Genomic DNA, 20,686 nt, shown 5'->3' with positions numbered 1-20,686 from the left:
ACAATACGCGACGCCTACACTCAGCGCTCGGCTACCTCAGCCCCGTGCAGTTCGAGGCACAACACGCCCGGCAGACGGTCAAAGCCGCCGCCTGATCCTGTCCACCCCAAGGGGCGCACTCCACATGGGGGCCCTTTTTCCACGCCGGTTCACAGTCGTTCTCCTCAATGGCAATCTCGGGCTTGCTGCGCGGCGCAAGGAACTGCGCCGGCACACCGGCGCGCCGCATCCGTTCCGGATCTCTCGTCCAACTGTCGGACAGGAACAGTCGCAGCCCCACCATCACCGGCACCTCGCCTCTGGCCAACGTCAGCGAGACCAGGGTCTGGCAGTTGGCCTGCTTACCCAGCGCCGAGGCGTACTCCGGCGCGACGCCGACCGATGCGTTGCCCTTCTTGGGCAGGGCAGTGTCATCCACTACCAGCACCGCATCGTCACCGCCCAGCACGTCGTCGGCCTTGTGGGCCAGTTCATCGAGGAGCGGCGCCGCATCCCAGGTACCACCCGCGACGAAGTGATGGAGTCGATCGTGTGTTCCGAGCCCGAGCCGCTCGGCCATCGGCTGAATGCTCTTGCGGTCACCAGGACCGATCAGGCCGGCGACGTAGAGCGGGCACATCCGCTGCCGCGCCTTGTGCCCGAGCCTGACGAGAAAGGGCGCGAGCCAATACTCCAGTTCGGCCTGCCAGCCCGTGCCAACCGCCTCTCTCATCATGATCGGCCCCCCAAAGCCGACCCCTCATGAATCACGCAACGCAGGCCAAGGGAATCCGAAATCAATCAGCCCAGCATACTTTCTGCCAAAGTGGTGCTAGGCTCAGGCCCCAGTGCCCTCGCGCCGTGAGCCCGGCCCGTTTGCCAGCGACGCCGTGCAATGCACGGCGTCGTTCAAGCAGCGGACGACGCTGCAAACCGAGCCCGGCTGATCGAAAAAACTGTCATTCGCTCGACCATGGTCCCCCTCAGCGGATTGCCGCTTACACTGGGCGAAGCAGAAAATCTCTGACTAGCTTCGCCACCTCATCGGCGTCCGATGCCGCGACATGGTAACTATCGCTCTCCACAACCTCGAGCCGCGAGTTGGGTATCTTCACTTGCCAGGCTCGAACCGTCTCAACGGAGCCTAGGCCGCTCCCAGTGGTCGTGACGACCAGGGTCGGCGCGGATATCCTGTGCACCTCATCCCGGACGTCCACGCTCGGGACCATCTGCAGGAATCCTTCAAGCGTCGATGGCGCCGTACGCCCCATCATCCGAGCCCACCATTCGAGCTGGTCGGGCGTCATCTTGCTCCCCATGCGGCCGCCGTTCGTCGCTCGCACCCAGGAGACGACGCCCTCTCTTGCGATCTGCTGGCGCCATCCGGGCGTGACGGACGCCATCTCCTTCAATGACGCCGGCGCCCCGAGTACGGCGAGGCGATCAATGAGATCCGGATGCCTTGCCGCCACAGCGAGCGAGATCGTTCCACCGATCTTGCCGCCGACGAGGTGCACCTTCGGGACGGCGAGGGATCGGATCAGCGCCGCGACGTCCTCGACCAGGCCGTCGAACTTCCATGAATGATCGGCCGGCATGGCGGGGCTGAGGCCATATCCACGAAGGTCCATGCGGACGACCTTCATGTGGCGTGAGAGCGCCGGCACGAACGGGCCAAAGGCCTGGCCGCTCTCCGAGAGTCCATGGATGAAGACGACGGTCGGTACCGATGTCCACGGATCGGTGAAGTCGTCGATGACGTAGTGGATGGATATTCCGTCGGCGGTCTCGAGCATGGGCATGAGCAGGCTTCCTTCAGATGCAGCGCGTTCCGCCGCCATCGATGTCGATGTTCGTGCCGGTGATGAAGCTCGCGCGATCCGAACACAGGAACGCCACCAGGCCCGAGCATTCCTCCGGCGTTCCCACGCGGCCGAGGGCAACGGTTGAGATGGCGGCAGCGTTCTCCGCATCGGCGCTGCGGCCCATATCCGCCGCGCCTTGAGACACCACGGTGTCCCATCGCGGCGTGGCGATCGGTCCCGGATTGACGCCGGTAACCAGTACGTTGTCCGGCGCGCATTCGGCGGCCAGCGCCAGAGTGAACGACAGCAGCGACGCGTTGACCGCACTGCCGGTGATGTAGTTCGGCCGCGGCTGATGACCTGAACGTCCGATGATGTTGATGACGCGACCCCATCGGCGTTGACGCATCGCCGGTGTCAGGAGGCGTGCGCAGCGCATGTAGCCCATCAGTTTGAGATTGATGGACTTCATCCATGTTTCGTCCTGCGTGTCGCCGATACGACCCATCGGTGTCGCACCCGCATTGTTCACCAGGATGTCGATGTCCCCGAGGGCGGCCTGCGCCTTTGAGATCGCGGCTGCGAGTTGTCCGGCATCCGTCAGATCCGCGGGCACGGCCACGCAGCGTGCGTTGGTCTCCCGCGCGATCTCTGCAGCGGCGGCGTCCAGTCTCCCGGCATCCCGGGCGATGATCGCCACTGCGACGCCTTCCTGGGCCAACTCCCTGGCGATGGCGCGACCGATCCCAAGCGAGCCGCCGGTGATCACGGCGGTCTTGCCCGCAAGTCCGAGTTCCATGGTGCGTATCCCTTCCCTTGCGATCAACTGCCGCGCGTCCGCCCCGCCCTGTCAACCCGCCGCATTGCTGCGCGACACGCGTGGGCCTAGCGTCGTGATCGAAGCGGTCCGTTCAAAGGAGCCGCCGCAAGGGAGTTCGATCCGCCATGACCCATCGCGGCAACGGCCTGTCATCTTCACGTCGTTCCCTTCTCGGCATCGCGGGGGCCGCGCTCGCCTCGCCGGCCATTGCGCAGGCATGGCCGACGCGCCCGGTTCGACTGGTCGTGCCCTTCCCGCCGGGAGGTCCGGCAGATGCCATCGGACGTATCCTCGGCGAACCGCTCAGCGAGGGCTGGGGCCAACCCATCGTCATCGACAATCGAGGCGGCGCCGGGGGCAACATCGGCGCGGATGTCGTCGCCAAATCGCCGCCTGACGGCCAGACCTTGCTGTTGGCGGCATCCTCTCATGTGCAGGGCGCCGCACTCTACCGACGGCTGGCCTTTGATCCCATCCGGGACTTCACGCCCATCACCCAGGTTGCCTACTACAGCCTTGTGGTCGTCCTGCATCCCTCGGTGCCGGCGACCACCGTCTCCGAACTCGAAGCGTACATGCGCGCGAATCCCGGGCGGCTGACAATGACATCGGCAGGGGTCGGGACCCCGACGCACCTCGCCGCCGAACTCTTCCGCACCCGCGCGGGCCTCGAGTTCACCCACGTACCCTTCCAGGGCGCGGCGCCGGCGCATACGGCGCTTCTCGCCGGCCAGGTCCAGGCGATGTTCCACAATCCGGTCCTGGCCGTTCCTGCGGTGCAGGCCGGTCACCTGCGTGCCATCGCGACGACGGGTGAGGCGCGTGCTCAGGCCCTTCCGAATGTTCCGACGCTTGCGGAGTCTGGCTATCCCGGGTTCGAGGCGGGGACCTGGTATGCCGTGCTCGGACCCGCCGGCCTGCCTACCGCAATGGTCAGCAAGATCGACGGCGACCTCCGTCGGGTCGTCGCTCTCCTCACGGTACGTGATCGCTTCTCCCGTCAGTCACTGGAGACGCGCAGCATGGGTCCCGAGGATCTGGCGACGGCGATGCAGGTCGAGCTCGATCGTTGGGGACAGGTCATCCGTCAACTGGGCCTTCAGCAGGATTGAATGCCGCCTATTCGTGGTTCGCCCGGCCATCGAGCTCACCGCAGAAATGCAGCAGTGACCGGGCGCAGGCCGCTGGCATCAGCACCTGTATGGCGTGATACCGCGTGGGCAGGTTGATGACGCGGATGCCCGGGATACCCGCGCGGATCTGGGCTTCCTCGTGTCCGGTGACGATGCCCGCCGTCGGGTAGAGGCCAAGGGTGGCCACCGCCACGCGTGACAGGTATTCGGACACGTCGACCTTGGCAGCAACGCGAGACAGGGCGATCAGAACCTCGACGGGCGACTTGCCCATCTCCTCCGCGTACCAAGCGACGAGCGCGGGATCCGCGTCGGGTGGAAAGCGGGTGGCGACGTTCACGGCGTCGGACCAGCCTTTGCTGCCCATGATCCGCAGCGCGTCCTGCCAGCTCGCGTGACCGCAGGCGAACGCCTGCTGGGTCTGCTTGGGAATCGTGACCGGAGCGGCGAGCAGGGTGAGGCTGCGAAAGCGCTCGGGTCTCGTCGCCCCCATTATGATGCCCAGGATGCCGCCCAACGATTCGCCGCAATAGTGGACCGGCTGTCCCGCGGCGACGTGATCCATGATCGCCGCCAGGTCCTCGACGAAACCCTCGACGTTGATGCCCTGATCGGGGTCGAAGTCGAGCGGAGACTGGCCGAGGCCCCGAAGGTCCGGGCAGACGACCCGGTAGAAGCGGGACAGATAGGGGATCCATGCCCGCCAGAAGACGCCCGAGCGCCCGTAGCCGTGCTGGAGAATCAGCCAGGGAGCGTCCCGCCAGGGATCGGTGTGATCGTCGACGGTGTAGTGCAGGGTTGGGCGTCCAGCGCGGCGGAGGAAGGGCATTGTCTGCGTCTCCGCTGTGGCTAGGCCGGTGTCCGGTCGACGAGTTCGATCCGAACCTTGTCCGGGCCCTCGATGAAGGCGTAGCGAAGTCCCGGCCGCATCTGACGCGGCTCGACGGTGAAGTTGACGCCCCTCGCTTTCAGATCGCGGGCAGCTTCCTCCAGGCCCGCGACGGCCAGGCAGAGATGCTCGATCCCGATGAATGGTGGGGGAGGGGTCGAGGGTGTCCCGTCGGGCACCTGATCGATAAAGACCGTCAGCCCACCCAGGTTGATGCCGATCCGCGGCACGCCGTCCACGTCGCGGCGGAAATCCATCCTGGCGCCAAGGGCATCGACGTAGAAGGCCGCGGCTCCCTCGACATCGGCGCTGCGCAGGTGGACGTGGTCGCACCGGTACTCGGCCATTTGCTGGAGCTCCTCTCGACAGGTCTGAGGCCCGTCATATTCGCTAGAGGACTGGCAGCACCCGTTGGCGTCAAGGTGGCCGGCTTGCCGGCGGCGGAAGGTTGTCCCATCGTTCCCGGAAAACACGGAGGGAACGCGATGCCTGCATTTGTGGGTCGCCGATCGTTGGCGTTTGCCGCTGCTGCCCTGGGCAGCTTGAGTTGCACCTCGCACGCGCAAGCGCAGGCCTCCTGGCCAGAGCGGCCCGTGCGAATTGTGGTTCCTTTCCCACCCGGCGGATCGACGGACATCGTTGCCCGCTTTCTCGCCGAGGCCATGCGCGAGCGCCTGGGGCAACCGTTCCTGGTGGAAAATCGCAGCGGCGCGGGCGGGAATGTGGGGACAGACTACGTAGCGAAGTCAGGACCGGACGGCCATACCCTTGTGCTGAATCCGCCAGGGCCGTTCGCGATCAACGAATACCTTTATCGATCGATGCCCTTCGACCCCATTCGCGACATCGCGCCGGTGGCGCTGGTCGCCTCGGTTCCGATTGTGCTGATGGTGCCGAATTCCAGCCTGGCCCGCTCCGTCTCGGAGCTGATCGCTCTGGCAAAGCGCGAGCCGGGTAAGATGGCGTTCGGGTCGTCGTCGGTGGGCGGGACCAACCACCTGGCCGGCGAACTGCTACGGTCTTTGGCGGACATCGATATCGTCCATGTCCCCTATCGTGGGGCAGCACCGGCGATGACGGACCTGATTGCCGGGCGTCTGCAGATCTACTTCGACAACATGCCGGGCGTGCTGCCTCAGGTGAGGGAGGGGCGCGTTCGCGCGCTGGCCGTCGCCGGCTCTCAGCGCGCTCGGGCGATGCCTGATCTACCGACTGTGGCCGAGGCTGGCGTGCCGGGGTTCGAGGCATCGTCCTGGTTCGGCCTTGGCGCGGCAGGCACGACGCCGCCAGCATTGCTCGCGCGGATCACCCGCGAGGTGCGTGCAGCAATGCAGGAGACGGCGCTGCTCGAACGATTGGCAGATGTTGGCGCCGAGCCAGGCACGCTGTTTGGGGCCGATTTCGCCCGCTTCGTAGCGGCAGAACGCGAGAAATGGGGGCGGCTTGTGCAAGCCTCAGGAGCTCGGGCGGACTGAGCCTTGGAGTGCCCGTAAAGCACCCCCTCCCGCCATTCGATGGCTGCACTGTGCTTCGCGAACGCCGCCCTTCGCTCAGCGGCCGCGTAGTTGGGCTCGAACGCGCCTCGGGCAACGAAGCCGCGAGGGTCACCACCACGCAGATGATTACGTTGCGCCGGGGATTGCAGAGGCAGGGACTGAACGTGTCATCGATCGCTGCGACGAAGCGCAGCCTAGGGGAAGCGGCCTCAGCCGAGAACAAGAGCCGCGGGCCGACATCGCCGCTTCAGTCAGCGCCGTCGCTGCCGTGGAATACCTGGCCCGCGGCGCATCCCTCCATGCCACGGAGAAAACTGCACCATCAAGGCCAGGGACCACACATCTAGCGCTTGATCTCGGCCAGGGCGTTCTGAATACCTGCCTGAGCCCAGGGACCCCAGGGCATGGTGAAAAACTTGAATCCCTTCTGGACGAAGAAATTCGGGTCCATCCCGGGCGGGATGAAATACATCCCCGCGGCGATGCCATGCTTTGCAGCGGCGGCCGCGATCTTGTCGAGCGCGCGCTGATAGGTATCGCACGCGTAGTCGAGCGGCACTCCCAACTCGATCGACAGGTCGGACGGCCCGATCAGCAGAACATCGACCCCCGGCACCGAGGCGATGGAATCGAGATTCTCCAGCGCCTGGTTGGTCTCGATCATCGGCACGACAAGGAGCTCGTTGTTAACAGCATCCATGTAGTCGCGGTAACTCTTGAACTCGCCCCACTCACCGCGCACTCCGGCGTTGCTGCGGTTGCCGACGGGATAGTAGCGACAGGCGCGGACGGCGGCCTCTGCTTCCGCCCGGGTGTTCACCATCGGAATGATGACGCCGCGCGCGCCGGCATCGAGCGCGAAGCAAATCTGGTAGGCCTCGTTCGCGGCGACTCGCACCACCGGCGCCGTCTGCTTGCCCCGCATCGCCTGGATCGGCGCCTGAAGCTGCTTGATCTCCCAGGCCGAGTGCTGGGTGTCGAACAGCAGGAAGTCGAACCCGGCATCGGCCAGAAGTGGTATGTCTACGCTTGGAGATCCGGCAGTCCCGACGACGGTTCTACCTGACTTGATGGCGTCCTTGATGTCGTTCATCTGGTGTCGATTCCCCCCCAACGATCTCTGGCGCACTGCTCAACGACTGCGATGGCGATGAGCGCGTCGAAGCGGCACTATTGCACATCGGCGAAGCAGCGCAGCCTGCAAGTTGTCCCTATTCGACGCCGATCCGGGGTCCCGTTGGCGCGCCGAATGACACTCACCACCAGCATCGATCCGCCGGAGGCTCCATCGTGCTGTCCGATCGGACCGAAATCCAGACAAGCCGGCTGTGACGCGCCATGGATGCGTCTGCGCGTGCATTGCGAAGCGCCCGCAATGCCCGCCTCTTGATGCCATACGAGGCCTGCCTGGAGTCCGTGGCCTGCCCGGTATGCCCACGCCAGCTAGACGTCCGATCTGGCGCGTTGCTCGTCCACGAGCCGATTGACTGCTTTCGGCCAATTTGCGTCATACTGGTCGCACGAACGCGGCAGAGACGGGACTTGCTGTGACGCTACCCACACGCGGCGCAGGTCATGAGATCCTGCCGATCGCGCTCCGGCTCGATCGCATAGCCGCAGCGCAGACAGTTTGCGCCATCGTCACCAGCGTCGAACGGATCGGCCACGTGTCGCTTCGCGGTGGTCGTCCGCAGACTGGCGTTGGCGGTAGCTGCGCGCCGGGCGCCGTTTCGTGGTGCCCTGTCAGGTGATGACGACGGACGCTCCTGAGAGCCAGTGTGCTCCCACATCGGCATGACGTGCACGGCCGTCTGAGCCGGCTCCGCCGTGGGGACGTCGGCACGGGGTCCGATCCCGTGCCGCCAACCTGGCCGGAAAGCCATCCTCCCAGGTCGCGGCGCGCACGCCGAGGGGCGTGCGGCTCTGCAGGCGTCTATTCTCCTTCAATGCGCTGCCTGATCGCACTAGGTTCCGTGGACAGTTACCTGAGCCAAAGGCTGGTGGCGGCGATGGTGACGACGGCGAGGAAGTTGCGGGCGGTCTTTTCGTAGCGTGTGGCGACGCGGCGGAACTGCTTGAGCTTGGAGAAGCAGCATTCGATCAGGTGGCGTTCCTTGTAGAGCTGACGGTCGAGCGGATGCTTCTTCGTGCGCGATGGATTGTTGGGGATGACCGCGACAGCGCCGGCCTGAGCGATGGCCTGGCGGAAGTGGTCGGCGTCGTAGGCGGCATCGGCCAGCACGGCGGCGGGCCGATCCTCGCCGAGCAGCGCTGCGGCCTGCGGCACATCGCCACGCTGACCGGCGGTGAGGATGATCCTGGCCGGACACCCCAGGCCGCGGACGGCGAGGTGGATCTTGGTGCTCAGACCGCCGCGGGATCGGCCAATGGCCTGATCCTCAGGCCCTTTTTTGCTCCCGCGGCGTGCTGATGCGCCCGCACGATGGTGCTGTCGATGATCAGGTATTCGAAGTCCGGGTCATCGGCCATCGCGGCGAAGATGCGGCGCCAGACGCCCTTGGCACTCCAGCGGCTGAAGCGGCGGAAGGCGCTGTTCCAACTACCAAAGACCTCCGGCAGGTCGCGCCAGGGCGAGCCGGTCCGCACGATCCACAGCACCGCCTCGACGAACATCCGGTTGTTGCGGCCCGAACTGCCGCGCGTCCTCTCATCGCCAATGATGTGCGGCGCCATCCGCGCCCACGCCGCGTCATCCAGGATCAACCGATCCAGCACGCCCATCCGCCGCCTCCAAAAGGCAGCTTTGAATCATGCTTCCATCAGCCAGGGAATCCCTAGAGTCCACACCACCTAGGACGACCTCGACCACCCTGGTGCCGGAGGCAGTGCCGCGGCGAGGAATGACCCGTTGCTCGCGCCGATCGGACGGCGCTGCCGGGCCTTCCTGGAACCGGGCGAACACATGGTCCTTGTCGTCTGTGTCGGCCATCGTCTTCCTGGGTCACCATTCCATCGCATCCAAGGGCGATGTCGAAGCCACAACACGGCTATATCGCCTTCGTACCTCAGCATCGTGGTCGAGCCGCCGCAGTCTCTCCGCCGATGGCTAGCCGCGCGCATCATGATGCACGGACGTCCTTGCCCGACGATTGGGTGGCGACATCAATCACGTCGTCAAGGCTATCGTGCCGGCACGTCGCATCGCGGGATGCCCGCCCTGAACCGTAGGCGCGAGTAATGTCACGCCGGTGAGTCTGGAGCCTGGCCGTGGCAGTCGAGGCGATTGCAGCGGCTGCGACGGCCCTGCACATTCCGCTCGACTTCCCTGCGACAGGAGGCATTGGTGCTGACGCGCCGCGGGTGAGGGAGCCCGCGAGAGCAAACCCGGCAAGTCCCGGGGTTCGGGTGGTGGGAGCGCCGCATGGGGCGGTGCTCCGCACAAGGAACCATCCCGATGTCCACCGCCAAGACCCTCACCGTCGCCCAGCTGCTGGTCCTCACCACCGCTGCGCAACGGCCCGACCACATGGTGCTCCCCCTGCCGCCGACGGTCCGCGCTCCGGGTGGCGCCCAGCGCAACCTGCTCGGTGCTCTGCTCAAGATGGACCTCGTCGCAGAGGTGCCGGTCGACGACGCGAGCATCGCCTGGCGGGCCTACGAGGCCGGCCAGCACCGCGGCCTCCGTCTCACCGCAGCCGGCCTCGCCGCAGCGGGCGCTCCCACCGCGGTGACGGCGATGGAATCGATGGAGACCGCTGCCGACAACGATGAGGCTCCGGTGGCTTCCGCGGATGGCGGTGCTGAGGCGGTCCAGGAGCCTGCCGCTGGGCCGGGTACGCAGGACGCCCCGCCCCGCCGCCCCGCCGGCAAGCTGGGGGAGGTGCTGCAGGCGATTTCTGCCGAGGCGGGTGCGACGCTCGCCGAGATCACCACGCTGACCGGCTGGCTGCCGCACGCGGCCCGCGCCGCCGTCACCGGTCTGCGCAAGCGGGGTTTCGATGTGGCGCTCATCCAGCAGAACGGCCGCAAGGCCTATTGCCTGACGGTGGCTGGCTGAGGGGCGCCGCGATTCCCCGACCGCGCAAGGCAGGCTCCGGCCTGCCCGGAGGTGATTCGCCTGCCGTCGCGCGGCGGCAGGAGTGGGAATGCCTTCACGGCATGGTGGCGCCCGCCGCGTTGAGCCCGGACTTCCTGCAGCGGGACATCGCCTATCGCCTGCACCGGCGAGCATCCACCCGCGAAATCGCGGTCTCTGGTCGCCGCGATAGCCACGCCTGGTCCTGGGCCGGCGAGCCGAGTCTTTCGTCTCGCTTCCTGCTGGACTTCCATCTCACGGCACGCATTGGTGTGCATGCACGGCGCACCTCCCGGTGGCCGGCACGGCATGACCCGGCGGTGTCCGGGCTTCGGGTGGTGGGAGCGCCGCATGGAGCGGTGTCCCGCGGAGGACAAGCCCGATGCCGCCGACTGCTGATACGACTCTCACTATCTCCCTGCCGCCTCCGCCGTCCGGGGGAACGCTGCCCGCCATCCCCATCCGTGCTGATCCGGACGAGCTGAGCGGACCCGTTGCAGCGCTGGCGAGCCTCGGATTGGAGGACCTGCGCATCGAGTGGCGCAAGCTCTATCGCAGCGCCGCGCCGGTTCGCCTCAGCCGTGATCTCCTTCAGCGGAGCATTGCCCATCGGCTGCAGGAGGAGGCGCTGGGCGGGTTGTCAGCGGCCGCCCTGCGTCAGCTCGGTGCCCTGTCGCGCAGCTTGGCCGCAACGGGCAAGCAGCCGCCGGTCGCACCTGCCGTCAAGCTCAAGCCGGGGACGACCCTCGTGCGCGAATGGCACGGACGGACCCACACCGTCACCGTACTTGAGAAGGGCTTTGAGCACGGTGGAGAGCACTACGCCTCGCTGACCCAGATCGCCCATCTGATCACCGGCGCCCACCGGTCGGGGCCGAGGTTCTTCGGTCTGCGTCGAACAGCGAAGAACTCGAGCCGGGGAGCGGCCGACGGTGAATGAGCAGCGCCGATCGTCGACGTCATCGGCGCAGCGCGGTGCGAGCCGGCGCTGCGCCATCTACACCCGCAAGTCCTCCGACGAGGGCCTCGACCAGGTCTTCAACAGCCTCGATGCCCAGCGCGAGGCTTGCGAAGCCTACGCCAGCAGCCAGCGCCATGAGGGTTGGGTCCTCCTGCCTACCCGGTACGACGATGGCGGTCTCTCCGGCGGCACTCTCGAGCGACCCGGCCTGCAGCGCCTGCTGGCCGACATCCGTGCCGGCAAGGTCGATCTGGTGCTGGTTTACAAGGTCGATCGGCTGACCCGATCGCTGCCCGACTTCGCCCGCATCGTTGAGGTCATGGATGAGCAAGGCGCCTCCTTCGTCTCGGTCACCCAGCACTTCAACACCGCGACCAGCATGGGTCGCCTCACGCTGAACATGCTGCTCTCCTTCGCGCAGTTCGAGCGCGAGGTGGCCGGCGAACGCATCCGGGACAAGATCGCCGCGTCCAAGCGCAAGGGTATGTGGATGGGTGGCTCCGTGCCGCTCGGCTATGTCGTGCAGGATCGCAAGCTGGTCGTCGATGACGCGGAGGCGGAGAGCGTTCGGTACGTGTTCCGCACCTATCATGAACTCGGCGCCGTCCGACTGCTGCATGCACGGCTCGACGTGGAGCGCGTCACCAGCAAAGCGGGTCAGCGGCTCTCGCATGGTGCCCTATTCCACAGGCTGCAGAACCGAGTGTACCGCGGTGAGGTACGCCATAAGGGCAATATATACCCCGGCGAGCACGAAGCCATCATCGACCTCCCGCTGTGGGATGCCGTGCAGGCGCAGCTGGCCGAGAATCGCGTGCAGCGCGCCTCCGGCAGCAATGCCGACCATCCGAGCCTCCTGGCCGGGCTGACCTATGAGGGCGATACCGACACGCGCTTGACCCCGACCCATGCCGTGAAGGCAGGAAAACGCTATCGCTACTACGTCTCGCAGACGCTGATCAGCGCGCCGCGGTCCTCGTCGCCGACGGGTCGCCGTGTTCCTGCCGGTGATCTCGAGCAGTTGGTGATCGGCCGCATTCGCCGGTTCCTCGCCGACGAGGCGGCCCTGTATGCGGCGCTGCGGTCCGGCGTGCCGGACGCGGCGGGGCGCCGCGAATCCGGGACCACAAGCGTCTCTCGGGCGCCGTGCGGAAATCGTATCGGCGCAAGTGCGCGGTATTCCGCGCCTGTCGGCGAGGGCGTGCACAGAAGTAAAAATCGTTCAATATCAACTACTTAGCGTGGCTGGGGCGCCAGGATTCGAACCTGGGAATGGCGGTACCAAAAACCGCTGCCTTACCACTTGGCGACGCCCCATCCGTGCCGCGTCATACCCCCGCCGCACCCGCGCCGTGAAGCCCCCCGCCCCATCGCCACCAGGATTCCGGCAATCGTCCCGCCGCATCGGCTGCCTCGTCCGGCCTGGCGAACACGGCGAAACACGTCGCCCCGGACCCGCTCATCCGCGCCAGCAGGCAGCCCGGCAGCGCCCGCAGCGCCGCCAACACCTCCGCGATCGCCGGGCACAATCCGATCGCCGGCTCCTCCAGGTCATTGCGCAGCCCGGCCAGGTCCCGCGCCATCGCCGCCGCATCCGCCCAAGCCCCGGGCAGTCGCGCCGGCGTGGAAAACCCACCCCGCCGGGCCTTGAACACCGACGGTGTCGCCAACGCCATACGGGGATTGGCCAGCACCACCCCGCAGGTCGGTATCCGTGGCGCCGCAGACAGAGTCTCGCCGATCCCACCCATGCGGCAGGACCGGGATGCCACGCAGGCGGGCACGTCGGCGCCCAGCGGCAAGGCGACCTCCCGCAATTGCGCCTCGTCCCAGCCAAGCCGCCAAAGCGCATTCAGCGCGCGCAGCGCGGCCGCTGCATCCGCGCTGCCGCCGCCGATGCCCGAAGCCACCGGCAGCCGCTTGGTAAGCCCCAGCATCGCCTGCGCCGGCACCCCCGCCGCGGCCGCCAGGGCGCGGGCCGCCCGCAGCACCAGATTGTCGGGCTCAGCGCGCAGCACACCAGCCTCGGGGCCCGCCACCGTCAGCGCCAGCCGATTTGCCGGCATGGCCTCCACCGCATCCGCCACCCCGGCGAAAACCACCAGGCTGTCGAGCAGATGGTATCCGTCCGCGCGTCGCCCGGTCACGTGAAGGTGCAGATTGACCTTCGCCGGCGCCGCCTCGATCAGCGCCGGTTCTCCGCTACCGGGTTCGCCGGCAGGCCACTGGCGATCTTGGCCTCGATCCTCGGCCCCTCATCGCCCTCAGGACCCAGGGCCAGCGCGCGGCGCCACTGGAACTGCGCCTCCCGCTGCCGCCCCGCCGACCAATAGGCATCGCCGAGGTGGTCGTTCACCACGCTGTTGCGCGGCTCCAGTTCCACCGCCCGTTCCAGCCAGCGGATCGCCCCTGGAAGGTCGCCCATCTTGTACAGCGCCCAGCCCAGGCTGTCGGCGACATTGCCATCCTGCGGTCGCAGCGCGACCGCCCGTTCCAGCATCCGCCGCGCCTCGGCCAGATGCTCGCCGCGTTCCACCCAGGTATAACCCAGGTAGTTCAGCACATAGGGCTGCTCGGGGCTGAGTTCGAGCGCGCGGCGGAAATCCGCCTCCGCCGCCGGCCAGTCCCCGGCCCGCTCCAGCGCCACGCCGCGACTGTAGAACAGCGGCCAATGCGTCGCGGTGGGCGCGGGGATGCGGCGGATCGCCTCCGAATACGCCGCCACCGCCTCCGCCCAGCGCTGCCGGCCGCGCAGCATGTCGCCCAGGCGTGAATATGGCTGCGACGCGTTCGGGAAGGCCGCGGCGACGGTTCGCAGCTGCGCCGCCGCTTCTTCCGTGCGTTCCATCCGGTCCAGCACCGCCGCGCGGCGCAGCCCGACCAGCCCGCTCAGCAGGTCATCCGCAGGCACCTGGTCCAGTATCGCCAGGGCCGCTTCATACTGCCGCTCATCGACCAACGCGTCGGATGCCAGCAGCAGGGCTGGTGCGAAGCCAGGCCGCAGCCGCAGCGCCAGCCGCGTCAGCGCCAGCGAAAATTCCGCCGCACCCTGCCCCCGCAACGACCCGGCCAACGCCAGATAGGCCTCGGCAAATCCCTCGACCGGGGATGACACGGCGCGCGTGCCGAACAATTCCCGCTGTGCGGCTGGGGACGCCGACAGCACCAGGTCCTCCTGGCCGCGCGCATAGGTTTCGACCAGCCGCTCGGCGTCGGCCTCCTTGCCGCCGCGGGCCAGGATGCCACCGGCGACCTGCACCAGCCGCAGCGTCATCGGCTGCGGATCGCCGATGGCGATGCGCACGAAACGTTCCGCTTCCCGCGGGCGATTGGCCAGGTCGCAGATCAGCGCGGCATGCATCGCATACAGCGTGCGCAACCGCCCGGATTCCGCCAGCGGTCGCAGCAGCGCCAGCGCCGCATCGGTCTGCCCCTTGCCCTGCAGGGACCAGGCCAGCAGCATCGGCTGCAGCAACTGCGACACGCCCTGGCGCGGCAGCGACCGGATGCGCTGTTCGGCGCGGTCCCAACGGCCGGCCTGCGCATCGGTGCCGGCAATCAGCAGGGCGGCGAGCGAATTGTCGGGCAGCCGCCGGGCCAGCCGCACCGCCTCGGGCCGGCCATCCAGCAGGGTCGCAATGAAGGCGCGCTCGACCACTTCCGGCTGGTCGGGGTCCGCCCGCAGCGCCGCCAGCAGGCTGTCCGCCGCCACCCGCGTATCGGATTCCGAGGTGGCGAACCGCCCGGCCAGATAAGCACCGAAGGCGTTGCTCGGCGATGGCGTGAAGCCCCCTGGCCCAGCCGCTCCGCCATCCCCGGCGGCACAGGCGGATAGCAGGGCCACCGCGAGAAGCAGGGTGCGGGACGAGCGGACAGGAAACTTCATCATGTCATCCTAGCGGCCCGCGCTGCGCCGCACCACGACGGATCGCGGGGCCGGTCAATCGCCCCATTCCTCCCGTCAACCTAGCATCGGCGGGCCTTGCGGCAAGGCGTCGGCATCAAGCGCAAGGTGCTCTGGCCGCGGGCCGTCGCCCCGCGTAGTCTCCGCCGCCGAACGCGACCCTACCGGAGGAATGCAACGCCATGGCCTATCCGAACACCCTGCTGCACATCAACGGGGAGTGGCGCCCGGCCCGCTCCGGCAAGACCCTCAACGTCGTGAACCCGGCCACCGAGGAAGTGATCGGCACCGTCGCCCATGCCGAGAAGGCTGACCTCGATGAGGCCCTGGCCGCCGCCGACAAGGGCTTCGCGGTGTGGAAGAAGGTCTCCGCCTTCGACCGCTACAAGGTGATGCGCAAGGCCGCCGACCTGTTCCGCGCCCGCGCCGACGCGACCGCGGCGCTGATGACGCTCGAACAGGGCAAGCCACTGCCGGAAGCGAAGATGGAGGTGATGGCGGCCGCCGACATCATCGACTGGTTCGCCGAGGAAGGCCGCCGCGCCTATGGCCGCGTCATCCCCGCCCGCGCCGAGGGAGTGTACCAGCTTGTCGTGAAGGAACCGGTCGGCCCCGTCGCCGCCTTCACCCCCTGGAACTTCCCGATCAACCAGGTCGTCCGCAAGCTGTGCGGCGCGGTGACCACTGGCTGCTCGATCATCGTCAAGGCGCCGGAGGAAACCCCGGCCTCCCCGGCCGAGCTGATCCGCGCCTTCGTCGATGCCGGCCTGCCGCCGGGCGTCGCGAACCTCGTCTATGGCGTCCCCGCCGAGATCAGCGAATACCTCATCGCCCACCCGATCATCCGCAAGGTGACCTTCACCGGCTCCACCCCGGTGGGCAAACTGCTGGCGGGCCTCGCCGGGCAGCACATGAAGCGCGTGACGATGGAACTCGGCGGCCATGCGCCGGCGATCGTGTTCGACGACGCCGATCTCGACCACGCCGCCAAGACGCTGGCGGGTGCCAAGTTCCGCAATGCCGGCCAGGTCTGCGTGTCGCCGACGCGCTTCCTGGTGCAGGAGAAGCTGTATGACGGCTTCGTCGAGAAGTTCGTCGCCCACACCAAGACGCTGAAGGTCGGCGACGGCATGGCCGAAGGCACCACCATGGGCCCGCTCGCCCATGACCGCCGCGTGCCCTGGATCGAGACGCTGGTGCAGGACGCGCAGTCCAAGGGTGCCAAGGTCCACACCGGCGGGTCGCGCATCGGCAACAAGGGCTATTTCTACGAGCCGACGGTGATGACCGATGTGCCGCTGAACGCCCGCGCGATGAACGAGGAACCGTTCGGCCCGATGGCCATGATCTCCCGCTTCAAGGACCTCGACGAAGTGGTGACCGAGGCCAATCGCCTGCCCTACGGCCTCGCCGCCTATGCCTTCACCAAGTCGGCCAAGACCGCGAACGCCGTCGCGTCCCGGGTCGAGAGCGGCATGATGACGATCAACCACCTCGGCCTCGCGCTGCCAGAAGTGCCGTTCGGCGGCACCAAGGACAGCGGCTACGGGTCCGAGGGCGGGTCGGAGGCGATCGAGGCCTATCTGAACACGAAGTTCGTGTCGCAGGCCGGGCTGTAATCACACGCGAAGAATCGGAGGGGCTTTGCCCCTCCAAGCCACCCCACCAAAGGGCTACGGCCCTTTGGAATGCGGGTTTTTTGGCGCCGGGGATTGGGGCGCACTGCATAGGGCCTGTCGTGTAGTCCCCGACACTGTGACGTGATGTGGAACCCGGCAGGGCGGTGCGTCCCAAACGGCAGCGACCGCCGGCACGGCGCCAAGTGATGGTTTCCAAAGGCCCTTAGGCCTTTGGTGGGGTGAGGTTCGGAGAGGGGCAAAGCCCTTCTCCGATCTACGGGAGGAACCAGGCTCGCCCATGCCGGAACCCGCCTGGCGCGGCCTGTTCCGCGACCGCGATTTCCTGCGCCTGTGGCTGGCGGGGCTGGCGACCTTCGTCGTTCGCTGGCTGGAGACGCTGGCGGTCGGCGTCTTCGCCTACAACGCCACGCATTCCGCCTTCGTCGTCGCCATGCTGACGATGCTGCGGTTGCTGCCCATGGGGCTGTTCGGCGCCTTCCTCGGCGCCATGGCGGAACGGATGGACCGCCGCCAGGCGCTGCTGCTGACCATCCTTTCCCAAGTGGCGACTTCGGCCGTCATCGCCGTCCTGGCGCTGACCGATGCGATCGCGGTGTGGCACCTCGCCGTCGCCTCCTTCATGAACGGCGTCGCCTGGGCGGCGGATAATCCGGTGCGGCGCGCCATGATAGGCCAGGTGGCCGGCCCGGCCCGGATGGGCACCGCCATGTCGATCGATGTCGCCACCAGCAATGGCAGCCGCGTGCTGGGGCCGACGCTCGGCGGGCTGATCCTGGCGGCGGTCGGGCTGGACGGCGCCTTCCTGCTGAGCGTGCTGCTGTATCTGCCCGCCCTGGTGGCGGTGCTGCGCCTGCCGCGCACGCCGCCGGCGCCGGGCGCGGCGGTGGCGTCGGTACTCGCCAGCATTGCCGAGGGCCTGGCCCTGGTGCGGCATGAGCCGCGGCTGATTGGCGCCTTGCTGGTGACGCTGATCTTCAACCTGTTCGGCTGGCCTTCCACGTCGATGGTCCCGGTGATCGGGCAGGACCAGCACGACCTCGGGCCGCGCGGCATCGGGCTGCTGGCGGGGATGGATGGCGTCGGCGCCTTCCTCGGCGCCATCACGGTCGCGGTGCTGGCGAAACCCGGGCAGTACAAGGCGATCTACCTTGGCGGCATCACGCTGTACTTCGCCATGCTGCCTGCCTTCGCCTGGGCGCCGGATCCGGTGCTGGCGGGGGCGGCGCTGCTGCTGGCCGGGGTCGGCGGCGCGGGCTTCGCCATCATGCAGCCGACGCTCATCTTCCTGGCCACGCCGGTCGAACTCCGCAGCCGCATCCTCGGCCTGCTGTCGGTATGCATCGGGCTGGGGCCGTTTGGCTTTCTGGCCCTGGGCGGCCTGGCGGAAGCATTCGGCGCGCCGTTGGCCACGGCGTCCATGGGCATCGCGGGGCTGGCGGTGCTCGCCCTGACGCGCCGTTGGTGGCGCCACATCTGACGAAGCGGTGACCGATGGACAGCGTGCTGCCGCGGCGTCCACGATCGGCGCGCGGCTCAGGGCCCCGGGGGAGACGGGTGGCGATAGCGGAAAGCCCGGCCGCCGGTCCGATCCCGGTCGAGTTGCTCGCGATGCCGGGAGCCTCGGCCCGCCTTCGCCAGGCCTCCCGCACCGTTCAGCAGCAGCGCAGGCCGCCGCCCTTCGATCCGCCGTAGCGCGCGGCCTGACGGTCGCGAAAGAACTCCGCATAGGTCATGGGCGGCTGCCCGGGATGCAGCTGCGCCATATGCGCCACGTAATCCTCGTAGCGCGGCACGCCGACCATCAGCCGCGCGCCGTCGCACAGGCACGAGAACAGGCTGGTGAGCCTTCCCCGCGGCGTCCTGGCTGCGTCCGCGTTCACTGCGCGGCCGCCGCTTGCGCAGCGGATGCGCCGACCTCCCGCGCCGTCCAGGATGTATCGCGATACGCCTCCAGGCAGGACCGGATGCCGAAGACGATGATGGCGGCCACCACGCAGACGAACACCATCGCCAGCCCGGCATCGACATAGTCGTTCACGATCACCTGCCGCATCTGGTCCATGTCCCGCGCCGGCGCCAGCACGCGGCCCTCCGCCACGGCAGACTGGAAGCGGTTCGCATGGGCGAGGAAGCCAATGCGTGGATCCGAATGGAAGATCTTCTGCAGCCCCGCCGTCAGCGTGCAGGCCACCAGCCACAGCGTCGGCAGTATGGTGACCCAGGCATACCTCTCCCGCTTCATGCGGAAGATGACCACCGTGCACAGCGTCAAAGCCACCGCCGCCAGCATCTGGTTGGAAATGCCGAACAGCGGCCACAGCGTATTCACCCCGCCGAGCGGATCGGTCACGCCCTGGTACAGGAAGTAGCCCCAGGCCCCGACGCACAGCGCGGTCGCGATGATGTTCGACGCCCAGCTCTCGGTCTTCTTCATGGCCGGCACAAAGACACCGAGCAGGTCCTGCAGCATGAAGCGCCCCGCCCGCGTGCCGGCATCGACCGCGGTCAGGATGAACAGGGCCTCGAACAGGATGGCGAAATGGTACCAGAAGGCCATCATCGCCTTGCCGCCGAGCACCGAGGCGAAGATGTGCGCCATGCCCACTGCCAGCGTCGGCGCACCACCGACGCGCGATATGATGGTCGTCTCCCCCACATCCTGTGCCGTCTGGGCGATATCCGCCGCGGTGATCGCGAAGCCCATCTGCGTGATGGCGGTCGCCGCACTTTCCGGCGTCGTGCCGATCAGCGCGCCGGGGCTGTTCATGGTGAAGTAGATGCCGGGCTGGATCACCGTGGCCGCCACCAGCGCCATGATGGCGACGAAGCTTTCCATCAGCATCCCGCCATAGCCGATGAAGCGCGCATCGGCTTCCGTCCCGATCAGCTTCGGCGTGGTGCCGGAGGAGATCAGGCTATGGAACCCCGACACCGCGCCGCAGGCGATGGTGATGAACAGGAAGGGGAACAGCGCGCCCGACCAGACCGGCCCGGTACCATCGATGAAGCGCGTCACCGCCGGCATTTCCAGCCGCGGCGCGACGAAGGCGATGCCGATGGCCAGCCCCAGGATCGTCCCGATCTTGAGGAAGGTCGACAGGTAGTCGCGCGGTGCGAGCAGCAGCCAGACCGGCAGGATCGAGGCGACGAAGCCATAGCCGATCAGCAGCCAGCACAGCTGCGGGCCCGTGAAGGTGAAGGCCGCCGCCCAGGCCGGGTCGGCGGCCACCCACTGCCCGCCGAAGATGGCGAGCATCAGCATCACGAAGCCGACGACCGAAACCTCCCCGATCGCGCCGGGCCGGATGATGCGCATGTAGATGCCCATGAAGATCGCGATGGGGATCGTCGCGGCGACGGTGAAGGTGCCCCAGGGGCTTTCGGCCAGCGCCTTGACCACGATCAGCGCCAGCACCGCCAGGATGATCACCATGATCATGAAGGTGCCGAACAGGGCGATGACGCCCGGCACGATGCCGAGCTCGGCACGGACCAGCTCGCCGAGGGAACGGCCGTCGCGCCGCATCGACACGAACAGGACCATGAAGTCCTGCACCGCCCCGGCCATGACCACGCCTGCCAGGATCCAGAGCATGCCGGGCAGGTAGCCCATCTGCGCCGCCAGCACCGGCCCGACCAGCGGCCCCGCCCCGGCGATCGCGGCGAAGTGATGCCCGAACAGTACGTAGCGGTTGGTCGGCACGTAATCGAGGCCGTCATTGCGCCGCACCGCGGGGGTCGGCCGCGCCGGATCGATCTGCATGACCCGCTCGGCAATGAACAGCGCGTAGTAGCGATAGGCCACCAGGTAGGTGCTGACGGCGGCGACCACCACCCAGAGAGCGTTCACCGGCTCCTCGCGCTCCGTGGCCACGAAGGCCAGGGCGCCCGCGCCAAGGGTGCCAACCACGATCCACGGAAGATGCCTGAAGCCAGTGGCGGTCATGACCGTCCTCCACATGTCGGCGTTCTGCGTCCGATCAACCCGGCCGGCGGAATCTAGGATTTCGGCGCCTGGAATGC

General features: G+C 67.6%; 16 protein-coding genes, 1 tRNA gene and 2 pseudogenes. 7 read left to right on the top strand and 12 right to left on the bottom strand.

The window, feature by feature from the left end; translation table 11 throughout:
• Nucleotides 1–154: 154 nt before the first annotated feature.
• The 3 genes and pseudogenes from AAFN86_RS06250 to AAFN86_RS06240 all read right to left on the bottom strand — a co-directional run.
• Nucleotides 155–729 (bottom strand): annotated as a pseudogene (locus AAFN86_RS06250) (IS701 family transposase); the annotation flags it as partial.
• A gap of 248 nt (nucleotides 730–977) precedes the next feature.
• Nucleotides 978–1,781 carry an alpha/beta hydrolase gene (locus AAFN86_RS06245; protein WP_347542373.1) on the bottom strand — a complete coding sequence of 268 codons (804 nt, stop codon included), beginning with the start codon at nucleotides 1,779–1,781 and terminating at the stop codon, nucleotides 978–980.
• A 13-nt stretch (nucleotides 1,782–1,794) separates the two neighbouring features.
• Nucleotides 1,795–2,583 carry an SDR family oxidoreductase gene (locus AAFN86_RS06240; RefSeq protein ID WP_347542372.1) on the bottom strand — a complete coding sequence of 263 codons (789 nt, stop codon included), beginning with the start codon at nucleotides 2,581–2,583 and terminating at the stop codon, nucleotides 1,795–1,797.
• Nucleotides 2,584–2,729: 146 nt separating this feature from the next.
• Here AAFN86_RS06240 and AAFN86_RS06235 point away from each other — a divergent pair, with 146 nt between their 5' ends.
• Nucleotides 2,730–3,716 (top strand): tripartite tricarboxylate transporter substrate binding protein, encoded by a 987-nt coding sequence (locus AAFN86_RS06235; protein WP_347542371.1) that lies wholly within the window; start codon nucleotides 2,730–2,732, stop codon nucleotides 3,714–3,716.
• 7 nt (nucleotides 3,717–3,723) lie between these two features.
• Here AAFN86_RS06235 and AAFN86_RS06230 read toward each other — a convergent pair whose 3' ends face one another.
• Nucleotides 3,724–4,566 carry an alpha/beta hydrolase gene (locus AAFN86_RS06230; protein WP_347542369.1) on the bottom strand — a complete coding sequence of 281 codons (843 nt, stop codon included), beginning with the start codon at nucleotides 4,564–4,566 and terminating at the stop codon, nucleotides 3,724–3,726.
• Between the two features lie 20 nt (nucleotides 4,567–4,586).
• Nucleotides 4,587–4,973 carry a VOC family protein gene (locus tag AAFN86_RS06225; protein WP_347542368.1) on the bottom strand — a complete coding sequence of 129 codons (387 nt, stop codon included), beginning with the start codon at nucleotides 4,971–4,973 and terminating at the stop codon, nucleotides 4,587–4,589.
• Between the two features lie 138 nt (nucleotides 4,974–5,111).
• Between AAFN86_RS06225 and AAFN86_RS06220 the strand changes: the two genes are divergently transcribed.
• Nucleotides 5,112–6,101: a tripartite tricarboxylate transporter substrate binding protein gene (locus AAFN86_RS06220; RefSeq protein ID WP_347542367.1), complete on the top strand. Its 990-nt coding sequence runs from the start codon at nucleotides 5,112–5,114 to the stop codon at nucleotides 6,099–6,101.
• 364 nt (nucleotides 6,102–6,465) lie between these two features.
• Here the strand turns inward: AAFN86_RS06220 and AAFN86_RS06215 are convergent, their stop codons facing one another.
• On the bottom strand, nucleotides 6,466–7,215 hold the full coding sequence (locus AAFN86_RS06215) for an aldolase/citrate lyase family protein (RefSeq protein ID WP_347542366.1): 750 nt from the start codon (nucleotides 7,213–7,215) through the stop codon (nucleotides 6,466–6,468).
• 888 nt (nucleotides 7,216–8,103) lie between these two features.
• Nucleotides 8,104–8,816 (bottom strand): annotated as a pseudogene (locus tag AAFN86_RS06210) (IS5 family transposase).
• Between the two features lie 721 nt (nucleotides 8,817–9,537).
• Here AAFN86_RS06210 and AAFN86_RS06205 point away from each other — a divergent pair.
• From AAFN86_RS06205 to AAFN86_RS06195, 3 genes are all read left to right on the top strand, one after another.
• On the top strand, nucleotides 9,538–10,140 hold the full coding sequence (locus AAFN86_RS06205; RefSeq protein WP_347542365.1) for a DUF3489 domain-containing protein: 603 nt from the start codon (nucleotides 9,538–9,540) through the stop codon (nucleotides 10,138–10,140).
• 400 nt (nucleotides 10,141–10,540) lie between these two features.
• A complete protein-coding gene (locus tag AAFN86_RS06200) occupies nucleotides 10,541–11,098 on the top strand; it encodes a DUF2924 domain-containing protein (protein WP_347542364.1) in 558 nt (185 codons plus the stop codon).
• Nucleotides 11,091–12,359 carry a recombinase family protein gene (locus AAFN86_RS06195; RefSeq protein ID WP_347542363.1) on the top strand — a complete coding sequence of 423 codons (1,269 nt, stop codon included), beginning with the start codon at nucleotides 11,091–11,093 and terminating at the stop codon, nucleotides 12,357–12,359. The genes AAFN86_RS06200 and AAFN86_RS06195 overlap by 8 nt, the downstream gene beginning before the upstream one ends.
• A 2-nt stretch (nucleotides 12,360–12,361) precedes the next feature.
• Here AAFN86_RS06195 and AAFN86_RS06190 read toward each other — a convergent pair.
• From AAFN86_RS06190 to AAFN86_RS06180, 3 genes are all read right to left on the bottom strand, one after another.
• A tRNA-Gln gene (locus tag AAFN86_RS06190) sits at nucleotides 12,362–12,436 on the bottom strand.
• 11 nt (nucleotides 12,437–12,447) lie between these two features.
• Nucleotides 12,448–13,308, bottom strand: a complete 861-nt coding sequence (locus AAFN86_RS06185) for a 4-(cytidine 5'-diphospho)-2-C-methyl-D-erythritol kinase (RefSeq protein ID WP_408906589.1) — start codon at nucleotides 13,306–13,308, stop codon at nucleotides 12,448–12,450.
• Entirely contained in the window at nucleotides 13,305–15,005 is a 1,701-nt protein-coding gene (locus AAFN86_RS06180) for a tetratricopeptide repeat protein (RefSeq protein WP_347542362.1), read from the bottom strand. Before AAFN86_RS06180 ends, AAFN86_RS06185 begins: the two co-directional genes overlap by 4 nt.
• 200 nt (nucleotides 15,006–15,205) lie before the next feature.
• On the opposite strand from AAFN86_RS06180, the gene AAFN86_RS06175 reads away from it, so the two are divergent.
• Nucleotides 15,206–16,642 carry an NAD-dependent succinate-semialdehyde dehydrogenase gene (locus tag AAFN86_RS06175; RefSeq protein WP_347542361.1) on the top strand — a complete coding sequence of 479 codons (1,437 nt, stop codon included), beginning with the start codon at nucleotides 15,206–15,208 and terminating at the stop codon, nucleotides 16,640–16,642.
• A gap of 298 nt (nucleotides 16,643–16,940) precedes the next feature.
• On the top strand, nucleotides 16,941–18,140 hold the full coding sequence (locus AAFN86_RS06170) for an MFS transporter (RefSeq protein ID WP_347542360.1): 1,200 nt from the start codon (nucleotides 16,941–16,943) through the stop codon (nucleotides 18,138–18,140).
• A 175-nt stretch (nucleotides 18,141–18,315) separates the two neighbouring features.
• On the opposite strand, the gene AAFN86_RS06165 is transcribed toward AAFN86_RS06170, so the two are convergent.
• Both AAFN86_RS06165 and AAFN86_RS06160 read right to left on the bottom strand, forming a co-directional pair.
• Nucleotides 18,316–18,543, bottom strand: a complete 228-nt coding sequence (locus AAFN86_RS06165) for a YbdD/YjiX family protein (protein WP_408906582.1) — start codon at nucleotides 18,541–18,543, stop codon at nucleotides 18,316–18,318.
• Nucleotides 18,540–20,609, bottom strand: a complete 2,070-nt coding sequence (locus AAFN86_RS06160) for a carbon starvation CstA family protein (protein WP_347542359.1) — start codon at nucleotides 20,607–20,609, stop codon at nucleotides 18,540–18,542. The genes AAFN86_RS06165 and AAFN86_RS06160 overlap by 4 nt, the downstream gene beginning before the upstream one ends.
• Nucleotides 20,610–20,686: the final 77 nt, after the last annotated feature.

The sequence above is a fragment of the Roseomonas sp. CAU 1739 genome (genome assembly GCF_039839775.1).
Taxonomy (GTDB): domain Bacteria; phylum Pseudomonadota; class Alphaproteobacteria; order Acetobacterales; family Acetobacteraceae; genus Neoroseomonas.
The sequence above is the reverse complement of the archived record's forward strand: the minus strand, read 5'-3'. Positions and strand labels throughout refer to the sequence as shown.

What these genes read in the sequence shown, in the direction of transcription:
- AAFN86_RS06200 (WP_347542364.1), top strand. Translation starts at nt 10,541, where the DNA reads ATGCCGCCGACTGCTGATACGACTCTCACTATCTCCCTGCCGCCTCCG.
- AAFN86_RS06180 (WP_347542362.1), bottom strand. Translation starts at nt 15,005, where the DNA reads ATGAAGTTTCCTGTCCGCTCGTCCCGCACCCTGCTTCTCGCGGTGGCC.
- AAFN86_RS06170 (WP_347542360.1), top strand. Translation starts at nt 16,941, where the DNA reads ATGCCGGAACCCGCCTGGCGCGGCCTGTTCCGCGACCGCGATTTCCTG.
- AAFN86_RS06245 (WP_347542373.1), bottom strand. Translation starts at nt 1,781, where the DNA reads ATGCCCATGCTCGAGACCGCCGACGGAATATCCATCCACTACGTCATC.
- AAFN86_RS06175 (WP_347542361.1), top strand. Translation starts at nt 15,206, where the DNA reads ATGGCCTATCCGAACACCCTGCTGCACATCAACGGGGAGTGGCGCCCG.
- AAFN86_RS06240 (WP_347542372.1), bottom strand. Translation starts at nt 2,583, where the DNA reads ATGGAACTCGGACTTGCGGGCAAGACCGCCGTGATCACCGGCGGCTCG.
- AAFN86_RS06205 (WP_347542365.1), top strand. Translation starts at nt 9,538, where the DNA reads ATGTCCACCGCCAAGACCCTCACCGTCGCCCAGCTGCTGGTCCTCACC.
- AAFN86_RS06235 (WP_347542371.1), top strand. Translation starts at nt 2,730, where the DNA reads ATGACCCATCGCGGCAACGGCCTGTCATCTTCACGTCGTTCCCTTCTC.
- AAFN86_RS06160 (WP_347542359.1), bottom strand. Translation starts at nt 20,609, where the DNA reads ATGACCGCCACTGGCTTCAGGCATCTTCCGTGGATCGTGGTTGGCACC.
- AAFN86_RS06230 (WP_347542369.1), bottom strand. Translation starts at nt 4,566, where the DNA reads ATGCCCTTCCTCCGCCGCGCTGGACGCCCAACCCTGCACTACACCGTC.
- AAFN86_RS06215 (WP_347542366.1), bottom strand. Translation starts at nt 7,215, where the DNA reads ATGAACGACATCAAGGACGCCATCAAGTCAGGTAGAACCGTCGTCGGG.
- AAFN86_RS06225 (WP_347542368.1), bottom strand. Translation starts at nt 4,973, where the DNA reads ATGGCCGAGTACCGGTGCGACCACGTCCACCTGCGCAGCGCCGATGTC.
- AAFN86_RS06220 (WP_347542367.1), top strand. Translation starts at nt 5,112, where the DNA reads ATGCCTGCATTTGTGGGTCGCCGATCGTTGGCGTTTGCCGCTGCTGCC.